Here is an 18,258-nt window from a genome sequence, read left to right on the forward strand (position 1 = left end):
CGCAAGTGCTGCCCGAGCGCCTGGTTTGACGCTCGACGGACCCGGCTTGCTTAAAAAAACAATAACAACAGGACTTACCCGCATGAGCCCATTGATTCTGATGTTAACCGCCGGCGCGGGCATCGCGCTGCTGCTGTTTTTGGTACTCAAATACAAATTCCAGCCGTTTGTGGCGCTGATGCTGGTCAGTATCGTGGTCGCGCTGGTGGCCGGGGTGAAGCCGGCTGACCTGGTCGCGACCATCGAAGGCGGCATGGGCAAGACCCTGGGGCATATCGCGATCATCATTGCCCTGGGCGCGATGATCGGGCGGATCATCGAGCTGTCCGGCGGTGCCGAGGCCCTGGCGAAGTCTCTGATCGAGCGTTTCGGCAATAGCCGCACGCCGCTGGCCTTGACCATCGCCGGGTTCATTATTGGGGTGCCGGTGTTCTTCGAGGTCGGGGTGATTATCCTGATGCCGCTGGCCTATGGCGTGGCCCGCCGCGCGCGCAAGCCGCTGCTGGTGTTCGCCCTGCCGATGTGTGCGGCGCTGCTGACCGTGCATGCCTTCCTGCCGCCCCATCCCGGTGCCGTGGCTGCCGCCAGCCAACTGGGTGCCGACCTGGGCCGCGTGCTGATGTTCGGCCTGCCGATCACCGCATTGCTGAGCTACATCGGCTACCGCGTGGCGGGGCGCATGACCCGCCGTTTCTACCCGATGACCGACGATATCCGCGCCGAAGTGTACGGCCCGCACGTGACCAATGAAGACTTGCGCGCCTGGACCAACGGCAACCCACAGGCGGTGCAACAGAGTGCCGTGGCCGAGTCGCACATGGGCCTGGAGGAATCCACCAGCGCCATCGCCGCCAAGCTGCCGGCGGCGCCTGCACCGGGTTTCGGCTTGATTGTCGGCCTGATTTTGCTGCCGATCGTGCTGATTCTGCTGGGTACCCTGGCGACCTCGTTGCTGCCGATCGAGTCGACCCTGCGTGGGGTCATGACCGTACTCGGCGCGCCGCTGGTGGCGCTGTTGATCGATACGTTGCTGTGCGCCTGGCTGCTCGGTTCGCGCCGGGGCTGGAGCCGCAGCCAGGTGTCCGACGTTATCGGCTCGGCCTTGCCCGGTGTGGCCATGGTGATCCTGATCGCCGGTGCCGGCGGCGTGTTCGGCAAGGTGCTGGTGGACACCGGCATCGGCGCGGTAGTCTCCGACATGCTGCGCACCACCGGCCTGCCGGTGCTGGCGCTGGGCTTCTTGTTGACCATGTTGCTGCGCGCGGTGCAGGGTTCGACCACCGTGGCCCTGGTGACCACGGCGGGGATCATCAGCCCGCTGATCGTGACGCTCAACCTCACCCCCAACCACATGGCGCTGCTGTGCCTGGCCATGGGCGGTGGCGGGCTGGCGATGTCGCATATCAACGACGCCGGCTACTGGATCTTCACCAAGCTTGCCGGGCTCAATGTCGCGGACGGTTTGCGCACGTGGACGGTGATCACCACGTTGCTCGGTACCTTGGGTTTCCTGATAACCCTGCTGATCTGGCCTTTTGTCTGAATCCTGGGAGCTTTTATGCCTCGTTTTGCTGCCAACCTGAGCATGCTGTACCCGCAACATGATTTCCTCGAGCGCTTCGCTGCGGCGAAGGCCGATGGTTTTGACGCGGTGGAATATCTGTTTCCCTACGACTACAGCGCCGAGGCACTCAGGCAGCGCCTGAGCGACAACGGCCTGGAGCAGGCGCTGTTCAACGCGCCGCCAGGCGACTGGGCCGCCGGGGAACGCGGTATCGCCACGCTGCCGGGGCGTGAGGCCGAGTTTCGCAGCGGCTTCGACCGGGCGCTGGACTATGCCGCGGTGCTGGGCAATTCCCGTGTGCATGTGATGGCCGGGCTGTTGCCGTCGGAGTCCTTGCGCGAGCGTCATCACGCCGTGTACCTGGAGAACCTGGCCTACGCCAGCGCGGCGGCGGCCAAGGTCGGCGTCACGGTGCTGCTGGAGCCGATCAACACCCGCGACATGCCGGGGTTTTTCCTCAATCGCCAGGACCAGGCGCACGCCATCTGCCGTGAAGTTGGCGCGAGCAACCTCAAGGTGCAGTTCGACTGCTATCACTGCCAGATTGTCGAGGGTGACCTGGCCACCAAGTTGCGCCGCGACTTCGACGGCATCGGCCACATCCAGATTGCCGGCGTGCCGGACCGCCATGAGCCGGACCTGGGTGAGGTGAACTACGCGTATCTGTTCGAGCTGATGGATCAACTGGGGTATGACGGTTGGGTCGGCTGCGAGTACCGGCCGCGGGGCGATACGTCGGCGGGGCTGCAGTGGTTGCGGGACTGGAAGGTGCGTTGAGCTGGGGGGGCTGGCGAGGGTGGGGCAGATAGATCTCTAGCGCCTATGCCGCCGCCTTCGCGGCCTCGCTGGGGCTCGACGGCTCCCACAGGGAGGCGGCGGGGGCTGTGGGGATTTTTGTTTGGCAATAGAGATTACCAGGTGGGCGCTGGGTTGCTGGCGAGGGGGGGCAGGTAGATCTCTAGCGCCTATGCCGGCGTCTTCGCGGCCTCGCTGGGGCTCGACGGCTCCCACAAGGGGGGGCGGGGTGGCCGTGGGGATTTTTGGTTGGCAATAGAGATCAACAGGTAGGCGCTGGGTTGCCGGCGAGGGGGTGGGTCAGGCGGGCGGCGGGTCGCTGGGTAGCATCAGTTCGATGCCACGCTTGCGGATGCCATCGGCGGCAGCCGGGGCGAGGGCGTCGTCGCTGATGATGATGTCGAACGGCTCCAGCCCGGTGATGCGGTACATGCTGAAGGTGCCGTATTTGGAGCTGCTCGCCACCAGCACGACCTGGGACGCAGACTGCATCGCCACTTGCTTGACCTCGACCTTCAACGCCGAGGGCGTGGTGATGCCGCGGTGCAGGTCCCACGAGCTGGTCGACACAAACGCGATGTCCGTGACCACCTGGCGCAGGGTGGCCACCGCCAGGCCGCCGACCGAAGAATGGTTGTCATGGTCGAGTTGCCCGCCGGTGTGGATCACCGTCACCTGCGGCGCGTCCATCAAGGCCTGCACGATCCCGAAATCGTTGGTCACCACGGTCATCCCCGACAGCGCCTTGATGTAGGGCACGATCTCCAGCGTGCTGGTGCCGGCATCCAGGTACACCGTCATGTCCGCGTGCAGCAGCCGCGCGGCCAGTCGCGCCATCGCCTGCTTCTGCGGCAATTCGACGACGGCCTTGGATTGATGGCTGGGCTCGCTGTGCAGCTGGCTGGCAATACGCACCCCACCGGTCACCGAATACGCGCGGCCGTCCTGTTCCAACAGGGCGATGTCGCGGCGCACGGTCATGTGCGAGCAGTCGAACATCTCCATCAACTGATGCACGCTGAGCACTTGATGCTTGCGCAACTGGCGCAGGATCAACTCACGCCGCTGCTCGGGAATCATCGGGGCGCTGCTGTCGGGGGCAGTGTCCTTGGGGTTGGGCATTGAGGCTCCGGATCGATCTGACTATGGGCGGGCAACTGCTGCACATAGTAGCGAATACGCGCGGCGTTCGCCTGCTCCCTGCAGGCGATTGCCGCGCATGGCCGGTCAGAACTTGAAGCGTCCCACCAGGCCCTTGAGCTGGCCGGAAATATCGGTCAAGCGACCCGAGCCGGTCTGCGCCGAATGCGCGAAGCCTTCGACCAACTGCGCGTCGGCGTGGATCTGCGCGATGTGCCGGTTGATCTCCTCCGCGACCTGGTGCTGTTCCTCGGCGGCGGTGGCGATCTGGGTGTTCTGGTCGCGGATCGAATCCACAGAGCCACGGATCTTGTCGAAGCTGTCGCGCGCCTGCTGGATGCGCTCTACGCTTGTGTGCGACACCAGCAGGCTGCCTTGCATCTGCTGGGTGACTTCCTGGGTGCGGCGGGCAAGGTTGCCCAACAGGCTGTCGATCTCGCCGGTGGAGTCGGCGGTGCGCCGTGCCAGGGCCCGCACTTCGTCGGCAACCACCGCGAAACCACGGCCCTGGTCACCGGCGCGCGCGGCTTCAATCGCGGCGTTCAGCGCCAGCAGGTTGGTCTGTTCGGCAATCGAGCGAATGGTGTCGAGGATGGTGTTGATGTTTTTGCTGTCCTGCTCCAGCTGCTGCATGGTCTGGGTCGAGCGCTGCAGGTCTTCGCTGAGCTTGAGCACGCTGCCGGTCGCTTCGCCGATATGCTGCTGGCCGTCGTGCACGTCGCGATAGCCTTCATCGGCGCTGGTGGCGGCGGCGCTGCAGGAGCGGGCGACTTCGTTGGCGGTGGCCACCATCTCGTTGAAGGCGGTGCTGACCAGTTCCACCGCTTCGCGTTGACGGCCGGCGGCCTGGTTCATGTTGTGCGCGACTTCGCTGGTGTCGGCGGCGGCGGTCTGCAGGTCGGAGGAGGCATTGCCGATACGCTGCACCAACTGCGCGATCATGCCCAGGAACTGGTTGAACCAGCCCGCCAGGGTGGCGGTTTCGTCCTTGCCCTGCACCGTGAGCTGGCGTGTCAGGTCGCCTTCACCTTCGGCGATTTCCTGCAGGCCGTTGGCGACCCCGCGAATCGGGCGCACGATCACGCTGGCAAAGCTGGCGCCGACAATCGCGAAGACCACGGCGAGTGCTGCCGCAATCGCAGCGATCAACCACGTGAGGCTCGTCGCACCAACCATCACTTCGTCGCGCTTGATCAGGCCAATGAAGCGCCAGCCCAGGTCCTTGGAGCTGACCACGTTGGCCATGTAGGCCACGCCATCGATGTCGATCTGGGTCACGCCGTCGCCGCGCTTGGCCAGTTTGGCGTAGTTGGCGCCGAGATCGGCGAGGGGCTTGAAGTTATGCTTGGCGTCGCTGGGGTCCACCAGCACGTTGCCGTTGGCTTCCACCAGCATCAGATAGCCGCTGTCGCCCAGCTTGATGTTGCGCACCAGTTCGGTGAGCTGCTTGAGCGACACGTCCAGGCCGACCACGCCGAGGATGTTGCCGGTGGCGTCGGCCACGGTGTGCACGGTGCCGATCAATACCACGTCGTCCGGCGCCCAGTAATACGCACCGGTGCGCACGGTTTTGCCCGGCGCGGCGATGGCCGCCTTGTACCAGGGGCGCACGCGCGGGTCGTAGTTGTTCAGTTTGGTGTCGTCCGGCCAGCTGGCGTAGCCGCCGTCGCTCAGGCCCAGGGACAGGTAGGCGGTGCTGGGATGGCTTTTGGCGAACTGGTCGAAAATATCCAGCAGGTCTTTGTTCGTGGGGGTGAGGGGGATTTGCGCGGCGTCGGCGCCGGCGTAGTTCTTGAGGTCCTTGGCCGCGACAACGCGCGGGTCCTTGGCCACATAATCGACGTTCTGGCTGATGCCATCGAAGAACTGCTTCATGCCATTGTCGATCTGGCGGATCTCGCGGCCGCTGCTGTCGAGGAAATTGGCCAGGGCCCCCTCGCGCACATTCAGCACCACCAGGACGGCCACCAGGATGACCGGCAGGCACGCGATGGCCGCAAAGGCCCAGGTCAGCTTCTGCTTGATATTCATGACTTCACCCGCGGGTATTTATAGTTTTGGCAAGGGGAAAACAGTAGCGTCGAGCGTCGCATGTGTTGTTATCGGGGAGGTGCTGCCCATGCGTACCCCCTGTATATCGACTGCGCGGGCACGCACTTGAGGCCGAAGTGGGCGGTCAACCGATCCGGTCGCCACCCAGCGCATCACGCTGCATGGACTGCAGGTTTTTCTCGATGGTTTCGCAGATGGTTTCCATCTGGATCTGGTGCTCGCTGGAGTTGAACGGGCTTTGCAGGTCGGTGCCGATGCGCTCGATGGCCAGCAGCATGAAGCCCACCACCGTGGAGGCCAGCGGTGTGAACCAGCCCAGGGATTCGACCAGGCCCACCGGCACGATCAGGCAGAACAGCGAGATAAACAGGCGCGGAAAATACACGTAGGGGTAGGGCAGGGGCGTGTTGGCGATCCGTTCCATGCCGCCCTGGGCGTTAGACAAGTCCACCAGGGTCGATTCCAGCCGCGCCAGGCGGATGCTGTCCAGGTGCCCGGTCTTGTATTCCCTGGCCAGCAGCGCCGCCGAGCCGGTCAGGATGTCATTGGCAAAATTGTTGGTGGCGCCGTTGCGCGCGAACTCTTCGGAGGGGATAAACGCGCGCACTTCTTCAGGGCACGGCTCGCCCTTGAGGTGCGCGGCCAGGCAGTTCACGTAAGCCACATGGCGGCGCAACAGCGTGGCCTTGACCGGGTTCACTTCGCCGTCGGGGTCGTCCAGCAGGGTCAGCACCTGGCGGGCGAAACTGCGCGAATTGTTGACCATCGCCCCCCACAACGTGCGGGCTTCCCACCAACGGTTGTAGGCGCTGCTGTTACGAAAACTGATCAGCACCACCAGCGCCGAACCCAGCAACGTCAGGGGCATCAGCGGCAGGTTGATCTTGGTGGTCAGGAACAGCATGAAGTCCACGGTGACGGCAACGTCCCACAGCAACAGCCAGAACAGGGCCCAGCCCACGTAGCCCATGGTCTTGATGATCAGGCGGTACTTTTTGATGATGGCGGCTTTCAAACGAGAACCTCGCGGCGAACGGTAGGCGACAGTGCCTTAGCTCGGACGCCGGCAGGGGGGTAAGGTTCGCGCGGGGACTGAAACGTTTAAGTCGGCTTGGGATGATTCGGCCTGCCTGGCCGCGGTTTTCGAGCGTGCTATCGCCTTTTGGGTAAATGTCACAAGAGTTGTCCACCCCCTCCAACGGTTGGAACAATTTTGGTAGGAACGCGGTCCGGTACTTCATTCAGGATAAATTGCGACCAAGGCAAAACGCCATTACTGGTATCTATTCTGTCGTGAGTTGTTGTGAGACCTGGTTGCAGAAAGTCTGCAATTGAAATCAGTGAATTCAGGTTGTTTGATCAGGGCTCTTTCTCATGTGCAGTCGTTCGTTGAAGTTGGCGCTGGATGATTCGGCGCGCGTGGTTGAAAGTCATGTCGAGTTTGAGGTGTGCATTCGCACGCATTACGCCTTGTTGCTCGAACCCTATTCAAAGCGACCGTTTTTTTACAAGACGGCGTTGAAGTTCAACCGCTTGATGGTGTCTTTTGCGCTACTGAGCGCCTATTTTTCCCAGGCGGTGCCGTTACTCTCCAAAGTCAAGGCGCTGTGCGTGGCGCGCGGGTTTTGTTCGCGCAATGGCTTGGAATCAATATTCCTGCTGTTCAGGGCGCTGGGGTTCATGAAGGTGGCGGGGCATCCGGACGACAGCCGTCTGCGGGTCTTCAGCCCGTCGTCCCAGGCATGCCGGGAGGTCAGGTCGATGCTCGCGTGCGTCGTCGAGCCATTGGCCATGCTGTACCCGCAAAACAGCCTGATTCGGCAACTGGGCGAGTTGGATGACCGCGCGTTCCTGGCGGTTTATTTCAAGGGATTTGCGAGAATGTTCGAGGCTAACGTGACCCTCGATCAACTCCTGCCTGAATGTTATTGGCTGGTGAATCGGGATGCCGGGCACCTGTTGATGTTGGCTATCTATAACGACGCGTGTGCGCTGGACAAGACCGGGGCCGGTTTTCGCTCTTCTTCCTATCTTTCATTGGCCGAGCAATTGTCGGTGTCCAAGACGCATGTCATTCGTTTGGTTCGTGAAGGGGCGGACAGGGGCTACTTTAAGATTCATTCCAAGACCCAGCTTGAAGTGCTGCCGCCGTTTGTCGTGTTGGTCCGACGTTTTATGGCTTATTCATTCGCGATCAGCCTGCACAGCCTGCAATCGGACCAGGCTGCTGGCCTATAGGCAATTCATGCACAGGGAATGAAAGGATGCCGGCTAATTTGAAGCTGCGGCCACGGATGCAAAGGCTACTGTCACCGGCGATCTCACAGGCCGAAGTCATCGGCGTTATCGCCTGGCTGGGCGTGTTGATGGCTGACCCACTGGTGACGTTCGGCCTGGATAAACTGCTGATCACGCTGTGCCTGCTGGTGGTCTGCAGGCTTCACAGCGTGGTGTCCAATTTTTACTTGTGGCGACTGCTCGGCGTTGCCTACATGGTGTTGCTGAGCGTTGGCTTTGCCTATGTGATGCGCGCCAACCTTGAGCTGCAAGTGTTTGCCTTGCCGCTGGCACTGACCCTGGTGCTCAGCAGCGCCATACTGTTTATCACGGCCCAGGACTTTCTGACGTGCGCAGCCTTGGTCTGGATCGTGATCTGGCCCACTGTGCCCGTGGGGTTGTACGCGGGCATCGAGATTTACCTGTTGATTTTTTGCCTGTCATCCGTGTCTGTTGGCTTCATCCTGAGCTACTCATACTTGAATAATCTGCGTTCGGTGCTGCTGGTCGAGAGTGAGTTTCGCGAACTCGCACACACCGATTACCTGACGTCTCTGTTGAACCGACGCGCCTTTATGGAGAGCTTCGCCAAAGTGCTGGCAGCCGGTGAGACCGGTTACTTCATGATGTTGGATATCGACAGTTTCAAGTTGAAGAATGACCAGTTCGGCCATGACGTGGGCGACCGGATCCTCTGCGCGATGGCCACCTGCCTGAAATCCACCCGTGGCAGTTACAGTTTTGGCAGGATTGGCGGCGAGGAGTTTGGCGTCTTGCTGGTCGGCGATGATCCTTATATCGCCACTGAATATGCCCTGCGCCTGCTGCAGGCCATTCGCGAAAGTGTCGCGCCGCCCCATGACTACACGTGCAGTGCGGGCATGACGCGCTTTACCGCCGGCGCCGATCTGTCGGCGGTGCTCAAGTGCGCCGACCACAATCTGTATGCCTCCAAACGCAATGGCAAAGACTGCGTGCACCTGGATGGCATGCCTGTTCGCCGCGCATCATGGCTGTCCAACCCCCAGGAGGTTCCATGAAAGTTGGCGTGATTTCCGATACCCACGGCCTGTTGCGCCCTGAAGCCGTGGCGGCGTTGCAAGGGTGCGGGCAGATCATCCATGCCGGTGATATCGGCAGCCCCGAGATTCTCGCGCAATTGGCGCGCATCGCGCCGGTTCATGGGGTGCGCGGCAACAATGACGAGCACGCAGCGTGGGCGGCGCAGGTGCCCGACCATCTGGTTATCGACTTGCTGGGTTGGCAGACGCTGGTGGTGCATGACATCGCCGACGTCCCCGCGTTGCTCGAGGCCCACACGCGGCTGGTGATCACCGGCCACTCGCACAAACCGTTGATCGAATGGCGTGGCACAACGCTGTATGTGAATCCGGGCAGTGCCGGGCGACGGCGGTTCAAGTTGCCGGTGACGGTGGCGGTGCTGGAGGTCGGGGTGGCGGCTATCGAGCCGCGGTTGATCGCCTTGCTGGAGTGACCGGCGCTCAACGCTGCGCGAGGATGCACTCAAGCAGGCCGGGGAAGCGGCTTTCCAGCACATCCCCGCGCAGTGAGTTCATGTGGGTGGTGCCGACGCTGCGGGTCTGCACCAGGCCGGCGTCGCGCAATACGCGAAAGTGATGGGACATGCTCGACTTCGGCCGTCCGCCGTCCAATTCACCGCAGGTAGCCTCCGGCACACTGGCCAGGCACCGCACGATTTCCAGGCGCACCGGATCACTCAGCGCGTAGAGCAGGCGCTCGAGTGTCAGGTCTTCAAGGGTGGGGTGTTTAAAGGCTCGCATGAAACGAAGCATAACAGGGGGGTATCATCGAATACCATAGTTCGATTACCATCGAACTATCGAATCACTCACTCGCTCCTGGAGTTCCCCATGTCCGCCTTGTTCGAACCCTACACCCTCAAAGACGTCACCCTGCGCAATCGCATCGCCATTCCGCCAATGTGCCAGTACATGGCCGAAGACGGCATCGTCAATGACTGGCACCACGTGCACCTGGCCAGCATGGCCCGTGGCGGTGCCGGCCTGCTGGTGGTCGAAGCCACGGCAGTCGCGCCGGAAGGCCGCATTACCCCTGGCTGCGCCGGCCTGTGGAGCGACGCCCACGCCGAGGCTTTCGTGCCGATGGTCAAGGCCATCAAGGCCGCCGGTTCCGTGCCGGGCATCCAGATCGGCCACGCCGGCCGCAAGGCCAGCGCCAACCGCCCATGGGAAGGCGATGACCACATCCCGGCTTCCGATGCCCGCAGCTGGGAAACCATCGCGCCGTCGGCCATCGCGTTCGGTGCCAACCTGCCTCAGGTCCCACGCGCCATGACCCTGGACGACATCGCCCGGGTGCGCCAGGACTTCGTCGACGCCGCGCGCCGTGCCCGTGACGCCGGCTTTGAATGGATCGAACTGCACTTCGCCCACGGCTACCTGGGCCAGAGCTTCTTCTCCGAGCACTCCAACCAGCGTACCGACGCCTACGGTGGCAGCTTCGACAACCGCAGCCGTTTCCTCCTGGAAACCCTCGCGGCGGTGCGTGAAGTCTGGCCGGAAAACCTGCCGCTGACCGCGCGTTTCGGCGTGATCGAATACGACGGCCGTGACGAACAGACCCTCACCGAGTCCATCGAACTGGCCCGTCGTTTCAAGGCCGGTGGCCTGGACCTGCTGAGCGTCAGCGTGGGCTTCTCGACCCCTGACGCCAACATCCCGTGGGGGCCTGCGTTCATGGGCCCGATCGCCGAGCGCGTCCGCCGCGAAGCCGGTATCCCGGTGACCTCGGCCTGGGGCTTTGGCACCCCGCAACTGGCAGACGGCGCATTGCAGGCCGGCCAACTGGACCTGGTGTCGGTCGGCCGAGCACACCTGGCTGATCCCCATTGGGCCTACTTTGCCGCCAAGGAACTGGGCGTAGAGAAGTCGTCCTGGACCTTGCCTGCGCCTTACGCGCATTGGCTGGAACGCTATCGCTGAGGCGAACCGCCTAGCCGGCGACGGGCTCAATCAAGCCGGGCCCGTCGTTGCGTGTATTGCCCACCGCAGTGCCCACCTTGAACCATTCAAACACTTCGCTGAGTTCGCCCTGGAACAGCAGCAACTGCTCGGCACGCGCTAGCGGCGTTGCCGGGTCGAGCCATTCACGCGCCAGTGCCGGATTGAGCACCACCGGCCGCCGGTCGTGAATGTCGACCATGCCGCCGGCGCTGTCGGCGGTGATGATCACAAACCCGTCGTGCTCGCCCGCGCCTTCATCGGCGTCGGGCAGTTGGCCGATGGCGGCGCACAACACCGGCGCGCCGTCCCGGCGACGGATCAGGTAGGGCTGCTTTTTCGGGCCGCCTTCGTCCACCCATTCAAACCAGTTGTCTACCGGCGCAATGGCGCGGTGCGGCCAGATCGCGCGGAAGAAAGCCCCCTGGGCGACTTTTTCCACGCGGGCATTGATGGGCGCCGCACGGTCCCTGGCCCAATGCGGGCGCCAGCCCCAGCGCACCCGATCGGCGTGCAGCACATCCTGCTCCAGGTGCAACAGCGCAACCGGCGTCGACGGCGCGACGTTGTAGCGCGCCTGGTCGCCTGCGTTATCGACCCAGGCATTGGGCATGCTCAAGGCCGCGACAAAGTCATGAATGCCCCGGTACTGCGTCAATCGTCCGCACATGGCTGAACCCTCCGGCTAAGCCTTGAGCGTAGACGCTGACGGTGTAACGGCCCAACGGGTGTCAGGCCTCGAACACCGGCCGCGAGGAGCGCTCGATTGCGGCCATGGCCTCGGCCTGGCTCATCAGCCCGGACGCTTCCAGGATCGACAGCAGTGAACGCCCCTGTGCCACCGATTGGCGTGCCAGCTGGCTGACGCGGGCGTAGCCCAGCTGCGGCACCAAGGCGGTGGCGACGGCCATCGACGCGGTCAGGTGCTGCTCGTTGCGCGACGTATCGGCGGTGATCCCGTTGATGCACTTTTCGCGAAACCGCTGGATGCCCTGGGTCAGCAGCGCAATGCTGTCGAACACGCGGGACGCCACCAGCGGCTCATAGTGGTTGATCTCCAGCTGGCCTGCCTGCACCGCCTGCGCCACTGCCGCATCGTTGCCGATCACTGCAAAGCTCAGTTGGATCATCGCCATCGGCAGTACCGGGTTGACCTTGCCGGGCATGATCGAGGAGCCGGCCTGGGCCTCGGGCAGTTTCAATTCGCCGATCCCGCCCACCGGCCCGGAAGACAGCAGGGTCAGGTCCGAAGCGATCTTGGCCAGGGATGCCGAGCACGTGCGCAGTTCGGCGGAGACCCGCGAAAATACATCCATGTTCTGCATGGCATCGAAGGCATTCTCCGGGGCCTGGTACTCGATGCCCGTGATCTGCACCAGATGCTGATAGACCGACGCGCGATACGCCGCCGGCGCGCCGAACCCGGTGCCAATGGCGGTGCCGCCCAGAGGCAGGGTCCGCAGTTTTTCGCGCACGCCCGCCAGCTCCGCACCGAGGCGATGGGTGAGGGCGGCATACCCGGAAAACAGCTGGCCGAGGCGCATCGGCTGGGCGTCCTGCAGGCAGGTGCGGCCCAGGTGCAGGACATCGGCAAATTGCTCGGCTTTCTGGTCGAAGCGGGCGGCCAGCTGGGCCACTTCATCGATCAGCGGCCCGAGCATCGCGTGGGTGGCGATCTTCAGGGCCGCCGGGTAGACATCATTGGTCGATTGCGAGGCATTGACGTGGTCGTTGGGGTGCACCACCTCGTATGAGCCCGCCGCGTGCCCCAGCAACTGCTGCGCGCGGTTGGCGATGACTTCGTTGAAGTTCATGTTGGTGGAGGTGCCGCCGGAGCCTTCCAGCAGATCGACGATCAGCGAGTCATCGCAGCGGCCGGCGATCACTTCGCCACAGGCCTGCACAATCGCCTCGCACTGCGGCTGGGCAATAACGCCGCAGCCGCGATTGGCCAGGGCGGCTGCCCACTTGCACTGGGCAAAGGCGTCGCGAAACGCCGTGTAGTGGGCGATGGTCAACGGTGACACGCTGAGGTTATCGAACCCGCGTACCGAGTTGACCCCATACAACTTGCCGGCGGGAATGTGCACTTCACCGACGTAATCGGTTTCCAGTCGTGCAGCGGCAGCATCAAAAGTACTCACGAGCATCACCTTCTTCTATTTGAATTAACGCCTCCACCCCTGTGCCCAGGGCCTTGAGCCTGGGCAGGAAGGAATGGAGGATCACATTGCGCGCCGTTTCGCAGGCATCGGCGAAAAAGGCGCTGTATTCATCACGTCGCGCCACCAGGTACAGCGAGCGCTCCAGGTGCAGGTCCGGGGTGAGGTGCGCGGTCACTTTGTCCACCCACGAAGCAGCCTGCAGAAAACACATCGGGCTGGTGACCGCCCAGCCGATGCCCTCGGCGACCATCGAGGTCAACGCATCGGCGTTATCCAGTTCCAGGCGGTTGGGCACCCGCACATTCAGGCTGCGCAGGTGGCGCTCGATCTGCAGGCCCACCTGGGACATGCGGTTGAAGCGCACCACCGGCAGCACGTTGGCCAGCGCGCGCACATCCTCGATCGAGTTGATCTCGCTGCGCAGCTGGTTGGGCGTGATCACAAAGTACTTCTCTGAAAACAGCCGGTAGCGAATCACGTCGTTGGCGTCCATCAGCGGGTCGCTGGTGACGATCAGGTCGAGGTCGCGGCGCAGCAGGGACTCGCCTTGTTGCGGGCTGAGCCCGGTGCGAATCGACCGCTGCGCCACCTTGCCCAGCAATTGCCGGGTGAACACCGAACCGCAGGTGGCGGCGAAGGAGTCCACCAGGCCGATGCGCAGGTCCGGATTGACGCCGCGCCCGGCGTCGATCACCTGGGCCTTGAGGTGGGACAACTCCTCGCTCAACACCGAGCCGCGATTGCGCAAGGCCACGCCGAACGCGGTCAGGGCCAGCGGGCGGGTGGTGCGGTCGACCAGCACCACACCGAGTTCGTCTTCCAGCTGGCGCACCATCTGCGACACCCCGGACTGGGAAATGCCCATGCGCGTTGCAGCGCCCGACATGCTGCCTTCCTCGGCCACCGCGATGAACACCTGGACCGCATACATGTCGATAAGCCTGTTCGCTGACATCTTCATCCTCGCTCGCTGACGCGCTTCAACGGTTACTTCGGCGTACGCCCCACGGGTGTGGACAGCGCCGGCGATAACCCTGGGTCGGTATCGGGCGTGACGCCCGACAAGTCTTCCTTGCTGGTTTCCGGTGCAAACAGGTGGCAGAACACGCCGCCGACGACCAGCACGCCGACGCACACGCCCAGCGCCGCGTGCACCCCGACTTGCTGCACCGCGACGGGCAGCAGGAAGGTCGCCACCGCCGAGCCGAAGCGGCTGGCGGCCACGGCCAGGCCGATCCCCGAGGCGCGCAGGTGGGTGGGGAACAATTCCGGCGGGTAGACAAATTCCAGGTTCACCGCGGCCGCCATCACGCAGGCAAAAAAGCCGAAGGCGAGGATGGTGCCCAGTGGGCCGAAGCCGGCGTAGGCAAGCACCGCCAGGCCGGCTGCGCTGAGGTAGAAGGTGCCGACCAGGAAGACCCGGCGCGACAGGCGGTCGATCACCAGCAGGCCGAGCAGGGCACCGACCAGCAACAGCACGTTGTAGACCAGGCCGCCGGCAAATTTGTCCTGCACATTCAGTGCTTCCAGCACCTTGGGGGCGAAGGTGCCCAGGGCGAAGAACGGAATCACCTGGCAGGTGTAGAACACGCAACCGACCAGGGTGTTCTTGCGCCAGCGTCGGCTGAACAACTCGCCCCAGCGGCTTTGTTGTCCGGGCTTGCTGGCCTGGGCAGCCGGGGCGGGCAGGTAGACGTGCGGCCCGAACTTGCTGCGCACAATCGCCAGGGCTTCCTCGCTGCGCCCACGTGCCATCAGCCAGATGGGCGATTCCGGCACGCCCAGGCGCAGCGGCAGGATCAGCAAGGCGGGGACACCACTGAGGGCGAGCATCAGGCGCCAGGCATCCGGGCCGATATCGCGGATCGCAAACCCGACCAGGTAGGCTGCCACATAACCCGCCGCCCAGGCCGCCGCCAGGACGCTGAGCAAGCGTCCACGGTAGCGGCGGGGGGCGAACTCGGTGACCAGGGACTTGCTCACTACATAGTCGAACCCCAGCACCAGGCCGAGCAACAGGCGCAGCGCGAGCAATTGCTCGGGGGACGTGACGAAGAACTGCGAAGCGGAAATCACCGCGAACAGCAGCATGTCCCAGGCGAAAATCGTGCGTCGGCCGAACCTGTCGGCGATCGGCCCGGCGCACAGGCTGCCCAGGAACAGCCCCGCCAGCGAGGCGGCGCCGAGCAAGCCCATCCAGAGCGCGGTCAACTGCAGCGGCCCCGCCGCCATGCTCACGGCGATGCCGATGATACCCAGCACGAACCCGTCACTGAACTGACCGCCTGTGCCGCTGAACACCGTTCGGATATGGAAGCGGCTCAGCGGAAGGTCTTCGAACGCTACTTGACCACTCATTCGTCTCTCCCCTTGCATTTTTATAGGTGTGGGATCCGGTGCCTGGGCATCGGTTGAGCAGGAGTCTAGGGCGGTCACTTCACGAAATCAGCAGACGCTTGATGAGTATCACGATAGCTGATACTGGGCGCCGGGATTCTTGAAACTCTGGCCTGCGCGGCGTTGGCGGCGCGGTCGAGCGGGGGGCTTTTGGCCAGTTAAAAAGGGCGCAGATCGCTCGCGCCCTCGTTGGGGCGCGCGCGGTATGCGGAGAGGGGGTTAAAGCGGGGTCAGCACATTCATGACCGTGTCCAGCGCCACACGGGTGTCATCCAGTTGCACCAGCGAGGCATGCCGCGCGCCAAGTGCGTCGCGGTTCTGGATCGCGGTGAGAATCGCCTTGTGCCGAGGCAGGCTCAGGCCCTGGATATCCGGGCGGCGGTTGGTGATGTTGATCGACTCGCGCAGCGGCAGCGAGAGCATGTTGCACATGTAGGCGAGCAGGTCGTTGCGGGTGGCGTCGGCGATGGCGCGGTGGAAGTCCAGATCTGCCTGCAGCAGCTGTTCGTGGGTCTGCGCAGTTTCCATGCCCCGGTAGGCTTTTTCGATGGTGGCGATGTCTTCAGCGGTGGCGGTGGTCGCGGCCATGGCGGCGATTTCCGGTTCGAGAATGCGCCGCACGCCCGCCAGGGTGTTGAAGAACTCACTGTGTGGCGTGGTCTGCATCAGCCAGGACAGCACGTCCGGGTCGAGCAGGTGCCATTTCAACCGCGGCCGCACCACTGCGCCGACCCGTGGCTTGGAGTACACCAGGCCCTTGGCGCTGAGCACGCGGGTCGCCTCACGCAAGACCGACCGGCTGACCTTGTATTCCTCGCAGAGCGTGGCCTCCATGGGCAGCCGTTCTTCGGGCTTGAAGCGACCGGAAACGATGTGCATGCCCAAGTCCTGGACGATCTGGGCATGCATGCTCTTGCGCGGCTTGGACGGCTGGTGATCCATGACTGGGAAGATGCTCTGGCTAAATAGGCGGCATCATAGCATCCCAATTAGTGGGAATGCCGGGGGACTTCCGCACCTCGGCAGCCCACCAGGAAGTCAAAGTCGCAACCCTGGTCAGCCTGCAGCACATGGTCGATGTACAGCTGGCGATAGCCGCCGACGATCAGCTTCTGCGGCGGCGCCAGGTCCGCCATGCGCGCCGCCAGCTCGGCATCGGGGATGTCCAGGTGCAGGCGGCCGTTGGCGCAGTCGAGTTCGATCCAGTCGCCTTCCTGCACCGTGGCCAGTGGCCCGCCGGCAGCGGCTTCCGGCGCAACGTGCAACACCACCGTGCCGTAGGCGGTGCCGCTCATGCGCGCATCGGAAATCCGCACCATGTCGGTCACGCCCTGGGCCAGCAACTTGGCCGGCAGGCCCATGTTGCCGACCTCGGCCATGCCCGGATAACCCTTGGGCCCGCAGTTTTTCATGACCAGGATCGAGTTGGCATCCACCTCCAGCTCTGGATCGTTGATGCGCGCCTTGTACATGTCGAAGTTCTCGAACACCACCGCGCGACCCCGGTGCTGCATCAGCTCGGGGCTCGCCGCCGACGGCTTTAGCACCGCACCGAGGGGCGCCAGGTTGCCGCGCAGCACGCAGATGCCGCCGTCCGCGCGGATCGGGTTGTCGAGGGTGCGGATCACTTCGTCCTGGCCGTAGATCGGCGAGTCCTTGGTGTTCTCGCCGAGGGACTTGCCGTTGACGGTCAGCGCGTTCGGGTGCGGGATCAGGTTGGCTTCGCCCAGGCGGCGCAGCACCGCGGGCAGGCCGCCGGCGTAGTAGAACTCCTCCATCAGGAACCGCCCGGACGGCTGCAGGTCGACGATGGTCGGCACGCCCCGGCCCATGCGGGTCCAGTCATCCAGGTCAAGCTCGACGCCGATGCGCCCGGCGATGGCCTTGAGGTGGATCACCGCGTTGGTCGAGCCGCCGATGGCCGCGTTGACGCGAATGGCGTTTTCAAACGCTGCCTTGGTGAGGATCTTCGACAGCTTCAAGTCTTCGCGCACCATCTCCACCGCGCGCATGCCGGACATATGCGCCAGCACATAGCGGCGCGCATCCACCGCCGGAATCGCCGCGTTGTGCGGCAGCGACGTGCCCAGCGCCTCGGCCATGCAGGCCATGGTCGACGCGGTGCCCATGGTGTTGCAGGTGCCCGCCGACCGCGACATGCCGCCCTCGGCTGCGAGGAAATCATCCAGGGTAATGGTGCCGGCCTTGACCTGTTCGCTGAGCTGCCACACCACCGTGCCCGAGCCGATGTCCTGGCCCTTGTGCTTGCCGTTGAGCATCGGCCCGCCGGTGACCACGATGGCCGGCACGTCGCAACTGGCGGCGCCCATCAGCAGGGCGGGGGTGGTCTTGTCGCAGCCGGTCAGCAGCACCACGCCGTCGATGGGGTTGCCGCGAATCGCTTCCTCCACGTCCATGCTCGCCAGGTTGCGGGTGAGCATGGCCGTGGGGCGCAGGTTCGATTCGCCGTTGGAGAACACCGGGAATTCCACCGGGAAGCCACCGGCCTCGATCACGCCGCGTTTGACGTGCTCGGCGATCTGGCGGAAGTGCGCGTTGCACGGCGTCAGCTCTGACCAGGTATTGCAGATGCCAATGATCGGCTTGCCATGGAACTGATGGTCGGCGATGCCTTGGTTCTTCATCCAGCTGCGGTACATGAAGCCGTTTTTGTCGGCGGTACCAAACCACTGGGCAGAGCGTAGGCCGGGCTTTTTGTCAGGCATGATCGATTCTCTTATTGTATGACTATATGTTCTAAGCTTGCTTAAACATAAGCGCAAAGACTCGGCTTTGGAAGTGTTGTTTTGCAAATAGTCATACTATATAGTCGATCCAACTGAGGTATGACCCTGGCGGATTTTCG

15 protein-coding genes and 2 pseudogenes are annotated in these 18,258 nt (G+C 63.6%); 6 read left to right on the forward strand and 11 right to left on the reverse strand.

What is annotated here, in order from left to right:
• Window positions 1-82 precede the first annotated feature (82 nt).
• Window positions 83-1,543 carry a GntT/GntP/DsdX family permease gene (locus AC07OJ_RS00900; RefSeq protein WP_495093684.1) on the forward strand — a complete coding sequence of 487 codons (1,461 nt, stop codon included), beginning with the start codon at window positions 83-85 and terminating at the stop codon, window positions 1,541-1,543.
• Window positions 1,544-1,558: 15 nt separating this feature from the next.
• Window positions 1,559-2,341, forward strand: coding sequence for a 2-oxo-tetronate isomerase (gene otnI, locus AC07OJ_RS00905; RefSeq protein ID WP_213554583.1), 783 nt, complete (start codon window positions 1,559-1,561; stop codon window positions 2,339-2,341).
• A gap of 318 nt (window positions 2,342-2,659) precedes the next feature.
• On the opposite strand, the gene AC07OJ_RS00910 is transcribed toward otnI, so the two are convergent.
• The 4 genes and pseudogenes from AC07OJ_RS00910 to AC07OJ_RS00925 all read right to left on the reverse strand — a co-directional run bounded on the left by AC07OJ_RS00910 (window position 2,660) and on the right by AC07OJ_RS00925 (window position 6,566).
• A complete protein-coding gene (locus AC07OJ_RS00910; protein ID WP_065905775.1) occupies window positions 2,660-3,481 on the reverse strand; it encodes a DeoR/GlpR family DNA-binding transcription regulator in 822 nt (273 codons plus the stop codon).
• 105 nt (window positions 3,482-3,586) lie between these two features.
• A pseudogene (locus AC07OJ_RS00915) lies at window positions 3,587-4,129 on the reverse strand (methyl-accepting chemotaxis protein); the annotation flags it as partial.
• A 318-nt stretch (window positions 4,130-4,447) separates the two neighbouring features.
• Window positions 4,448-5,530, reverse strand: a pseudogene (locus tag AC07OJ_RS00920) (HAMP domain-containing protein); the annotation flags it as partial.
• Between the two features lie 145 nt (window positions 5,531-5,675).
• The gene (locus tag AC07OJ_RS00925; protein ID WP_065905778.1) at window positions 5,676-6,566 is read right to left on the reverse strand and encodes a bestrophin family protein; all 891 of its coding nucleotides are present in this window, start codon (window positions 6,564-6,566) and stop codon (window positions 5,676-5,678) included.
• A gap of 374 nt (window positions 6,567-6,940) precedes the next feature.
• Here AC07OJ_RS00925 and AC07OJ_RS00930 point away from each other — a divergent pair, with 374 nt between their 5' ends.
• The 3 genes from AC07OJ_RS00930 to AC07OJ_RS00940 are packed head-to-tail and all read left to right on the forward strand — an operon-like array spanning window position 6,941 to window position 9,323.
• Window positions 6,941-7,789: a hypothetical protein gene (locus AC07OJ_RS00930; protein WP_495093685.1), complete on the forward strand. Its 849-nt coding sequence runs from the start codon at window positions 6,941-6,943 to the stop codon at window positions 7,787-7,789.
• A gap of 26 nt (window positions 7,790-7,815) precedes the next feature.
• Window positions 7,816-8,868, forward strand: coding sequence for a GGDEF domain-containing protein (locus AC07OJ_RS00935; RefSeq protein ID WP_495093686.1), 1,053 nt, complete (start codon window positions 7,816-7,818; stop codon window positions 8,866-8,868).
• Window positions 8,865-9,323, forward strand: a complete 459-nt coding sequence (locus AC07OJ_RS00940; RefSeq protein ID WP_495093687.1) for a metallophosphoesterase family protein — start codon at window positions 8,865-8,867, stop codon at window positions 9,321-9,323. The genes AC07OJ_RS00935 and AC07OJ_RS00940 overlap by 4 nt, the downstream gene beginning before the upstream one ends.
• A 7-nt stretch (window positions 9,324-9,330) precedes the next feature.
• On the opposite strand, the gene AC07OJ_RS00945 is transcribed toward AC07OJ_RS00940, so the two are convergent.
• Window positions 9,331-9,642, reverse strand: a complete 312-nt coding sequence (locus AC07OJ_RS00945) for an ArsR/SmtB family transcription factor (protein WP_120448182.1) — start codon at window positions 9,640-9,642, stop codon at window positions 9,331-9,333.
• Window positions 9,643-9,720: 78 nt separating this feature from the next.
• On the opposite strand from AC07OJ_RS00945, the gene AC07OJ_RS00950 reads away from it, so the two are divergent.
• Entirely contained in the window at window positions 9,721-10,812 is a 1,092-nt protein-coding gene (locus AC07OJ_RS00950) for an NADH:flavin oxidoreductase/NADH oxidase (protein ID WP_201144010.1), read from the forward strand.
• A gap of 10 nt (window positions 10,813-10,822) precedes the next feature.
• Here AC07OJ_RS00950 and AC07OJ_RS00955 read toward each other — a convergent pair whose 3' ends face one another.
• The 6 genes from AC07OJ_RS00955 to AC07OJ_RS00980 form a co-directional block, all read right to left on the reverse strand.
• Window positions 10,823-11,500 (reverse strand): SOS response-associated peptidase, encoded by a 678-nt coding sequence (locus AC07OJ_RS00955; protein WP_495093688.1) that lies wholly within the window; start codon window positions 11,498-11,500, stop codon window positions 10,823-10,825.
• Window positions 11,501-11,561: 61 nt separating this feature from the next.
• Window positions 11,562-12,974, reverse strand: a complete 1,413-nt coding sequence (locus AC07OJ_RS00960) for an aspartate ammonia-lyase (protein ID WP_495093689.1) — start codon at window positions 12,972-12,974, stop codon at window positions 11,562-11,564.
• On the reverse strand, window positions 12,961-13,926 hold the full coding sequence (locus tag AC07OJ_RS00965) for a LysR family transcriptional regulator (protein WP_495093690.1): 966 nt from the start codon (window positions 13,924-13,926) through the stop codon (window positions 12,961-12,963). Before AC07OJ_RS00965 ends, AC07OJ_RS00960 begins: the two co-directional genes overlap by 14 nt.
• A 56-nt stretch (window positions 13,927-13,982) precedes the next feature.
• On the reverse strand, window positions 13,983-15,353 hold the full coding sequence (locus AC07OJ_RS00970) for an MFS transporter (protein WP_495093691.1): 1,371 nt from the start codon (window positions 15,351-15,353) through the stop codon (window positions 13,983-13,985).
• Between the two features lie 258 nt (window positions 15,354-15,611).
• The gene (locus AC07OJ_RS00975; protein ID WP_065905797.1) at window positions 15,612-16,334 is read right to left on the reverse strand and encodes a FadR/GntR family transcriptional regulator; all 723 of its coding nucleotides are present in this window, start codon (window positions 16,332-16,334) and stop codon (window positions 15,612-15,614) included.
• 47 nt (window positions 16,335-16,381) lie between these two features.
• The gene (locus AC07OJ_RS00980; protein ID WP_106804410.1) at window positions 16,382-18,118 is read right to left on the reverse strand and encodes an IlvD/Edd family dehydratase; all 1,737 of its coding nucleotides are present in this window, start codon (window positions 18,116-18,118) and stop codon (window positions 16,382-16,384) included.
• Window positions 18,119-18,258: the final 140 nt, after the last annotated feature.

Source organism: Pseudomonas sp. GW821-FHT09C08 (genome assembly GCF_059418125.1).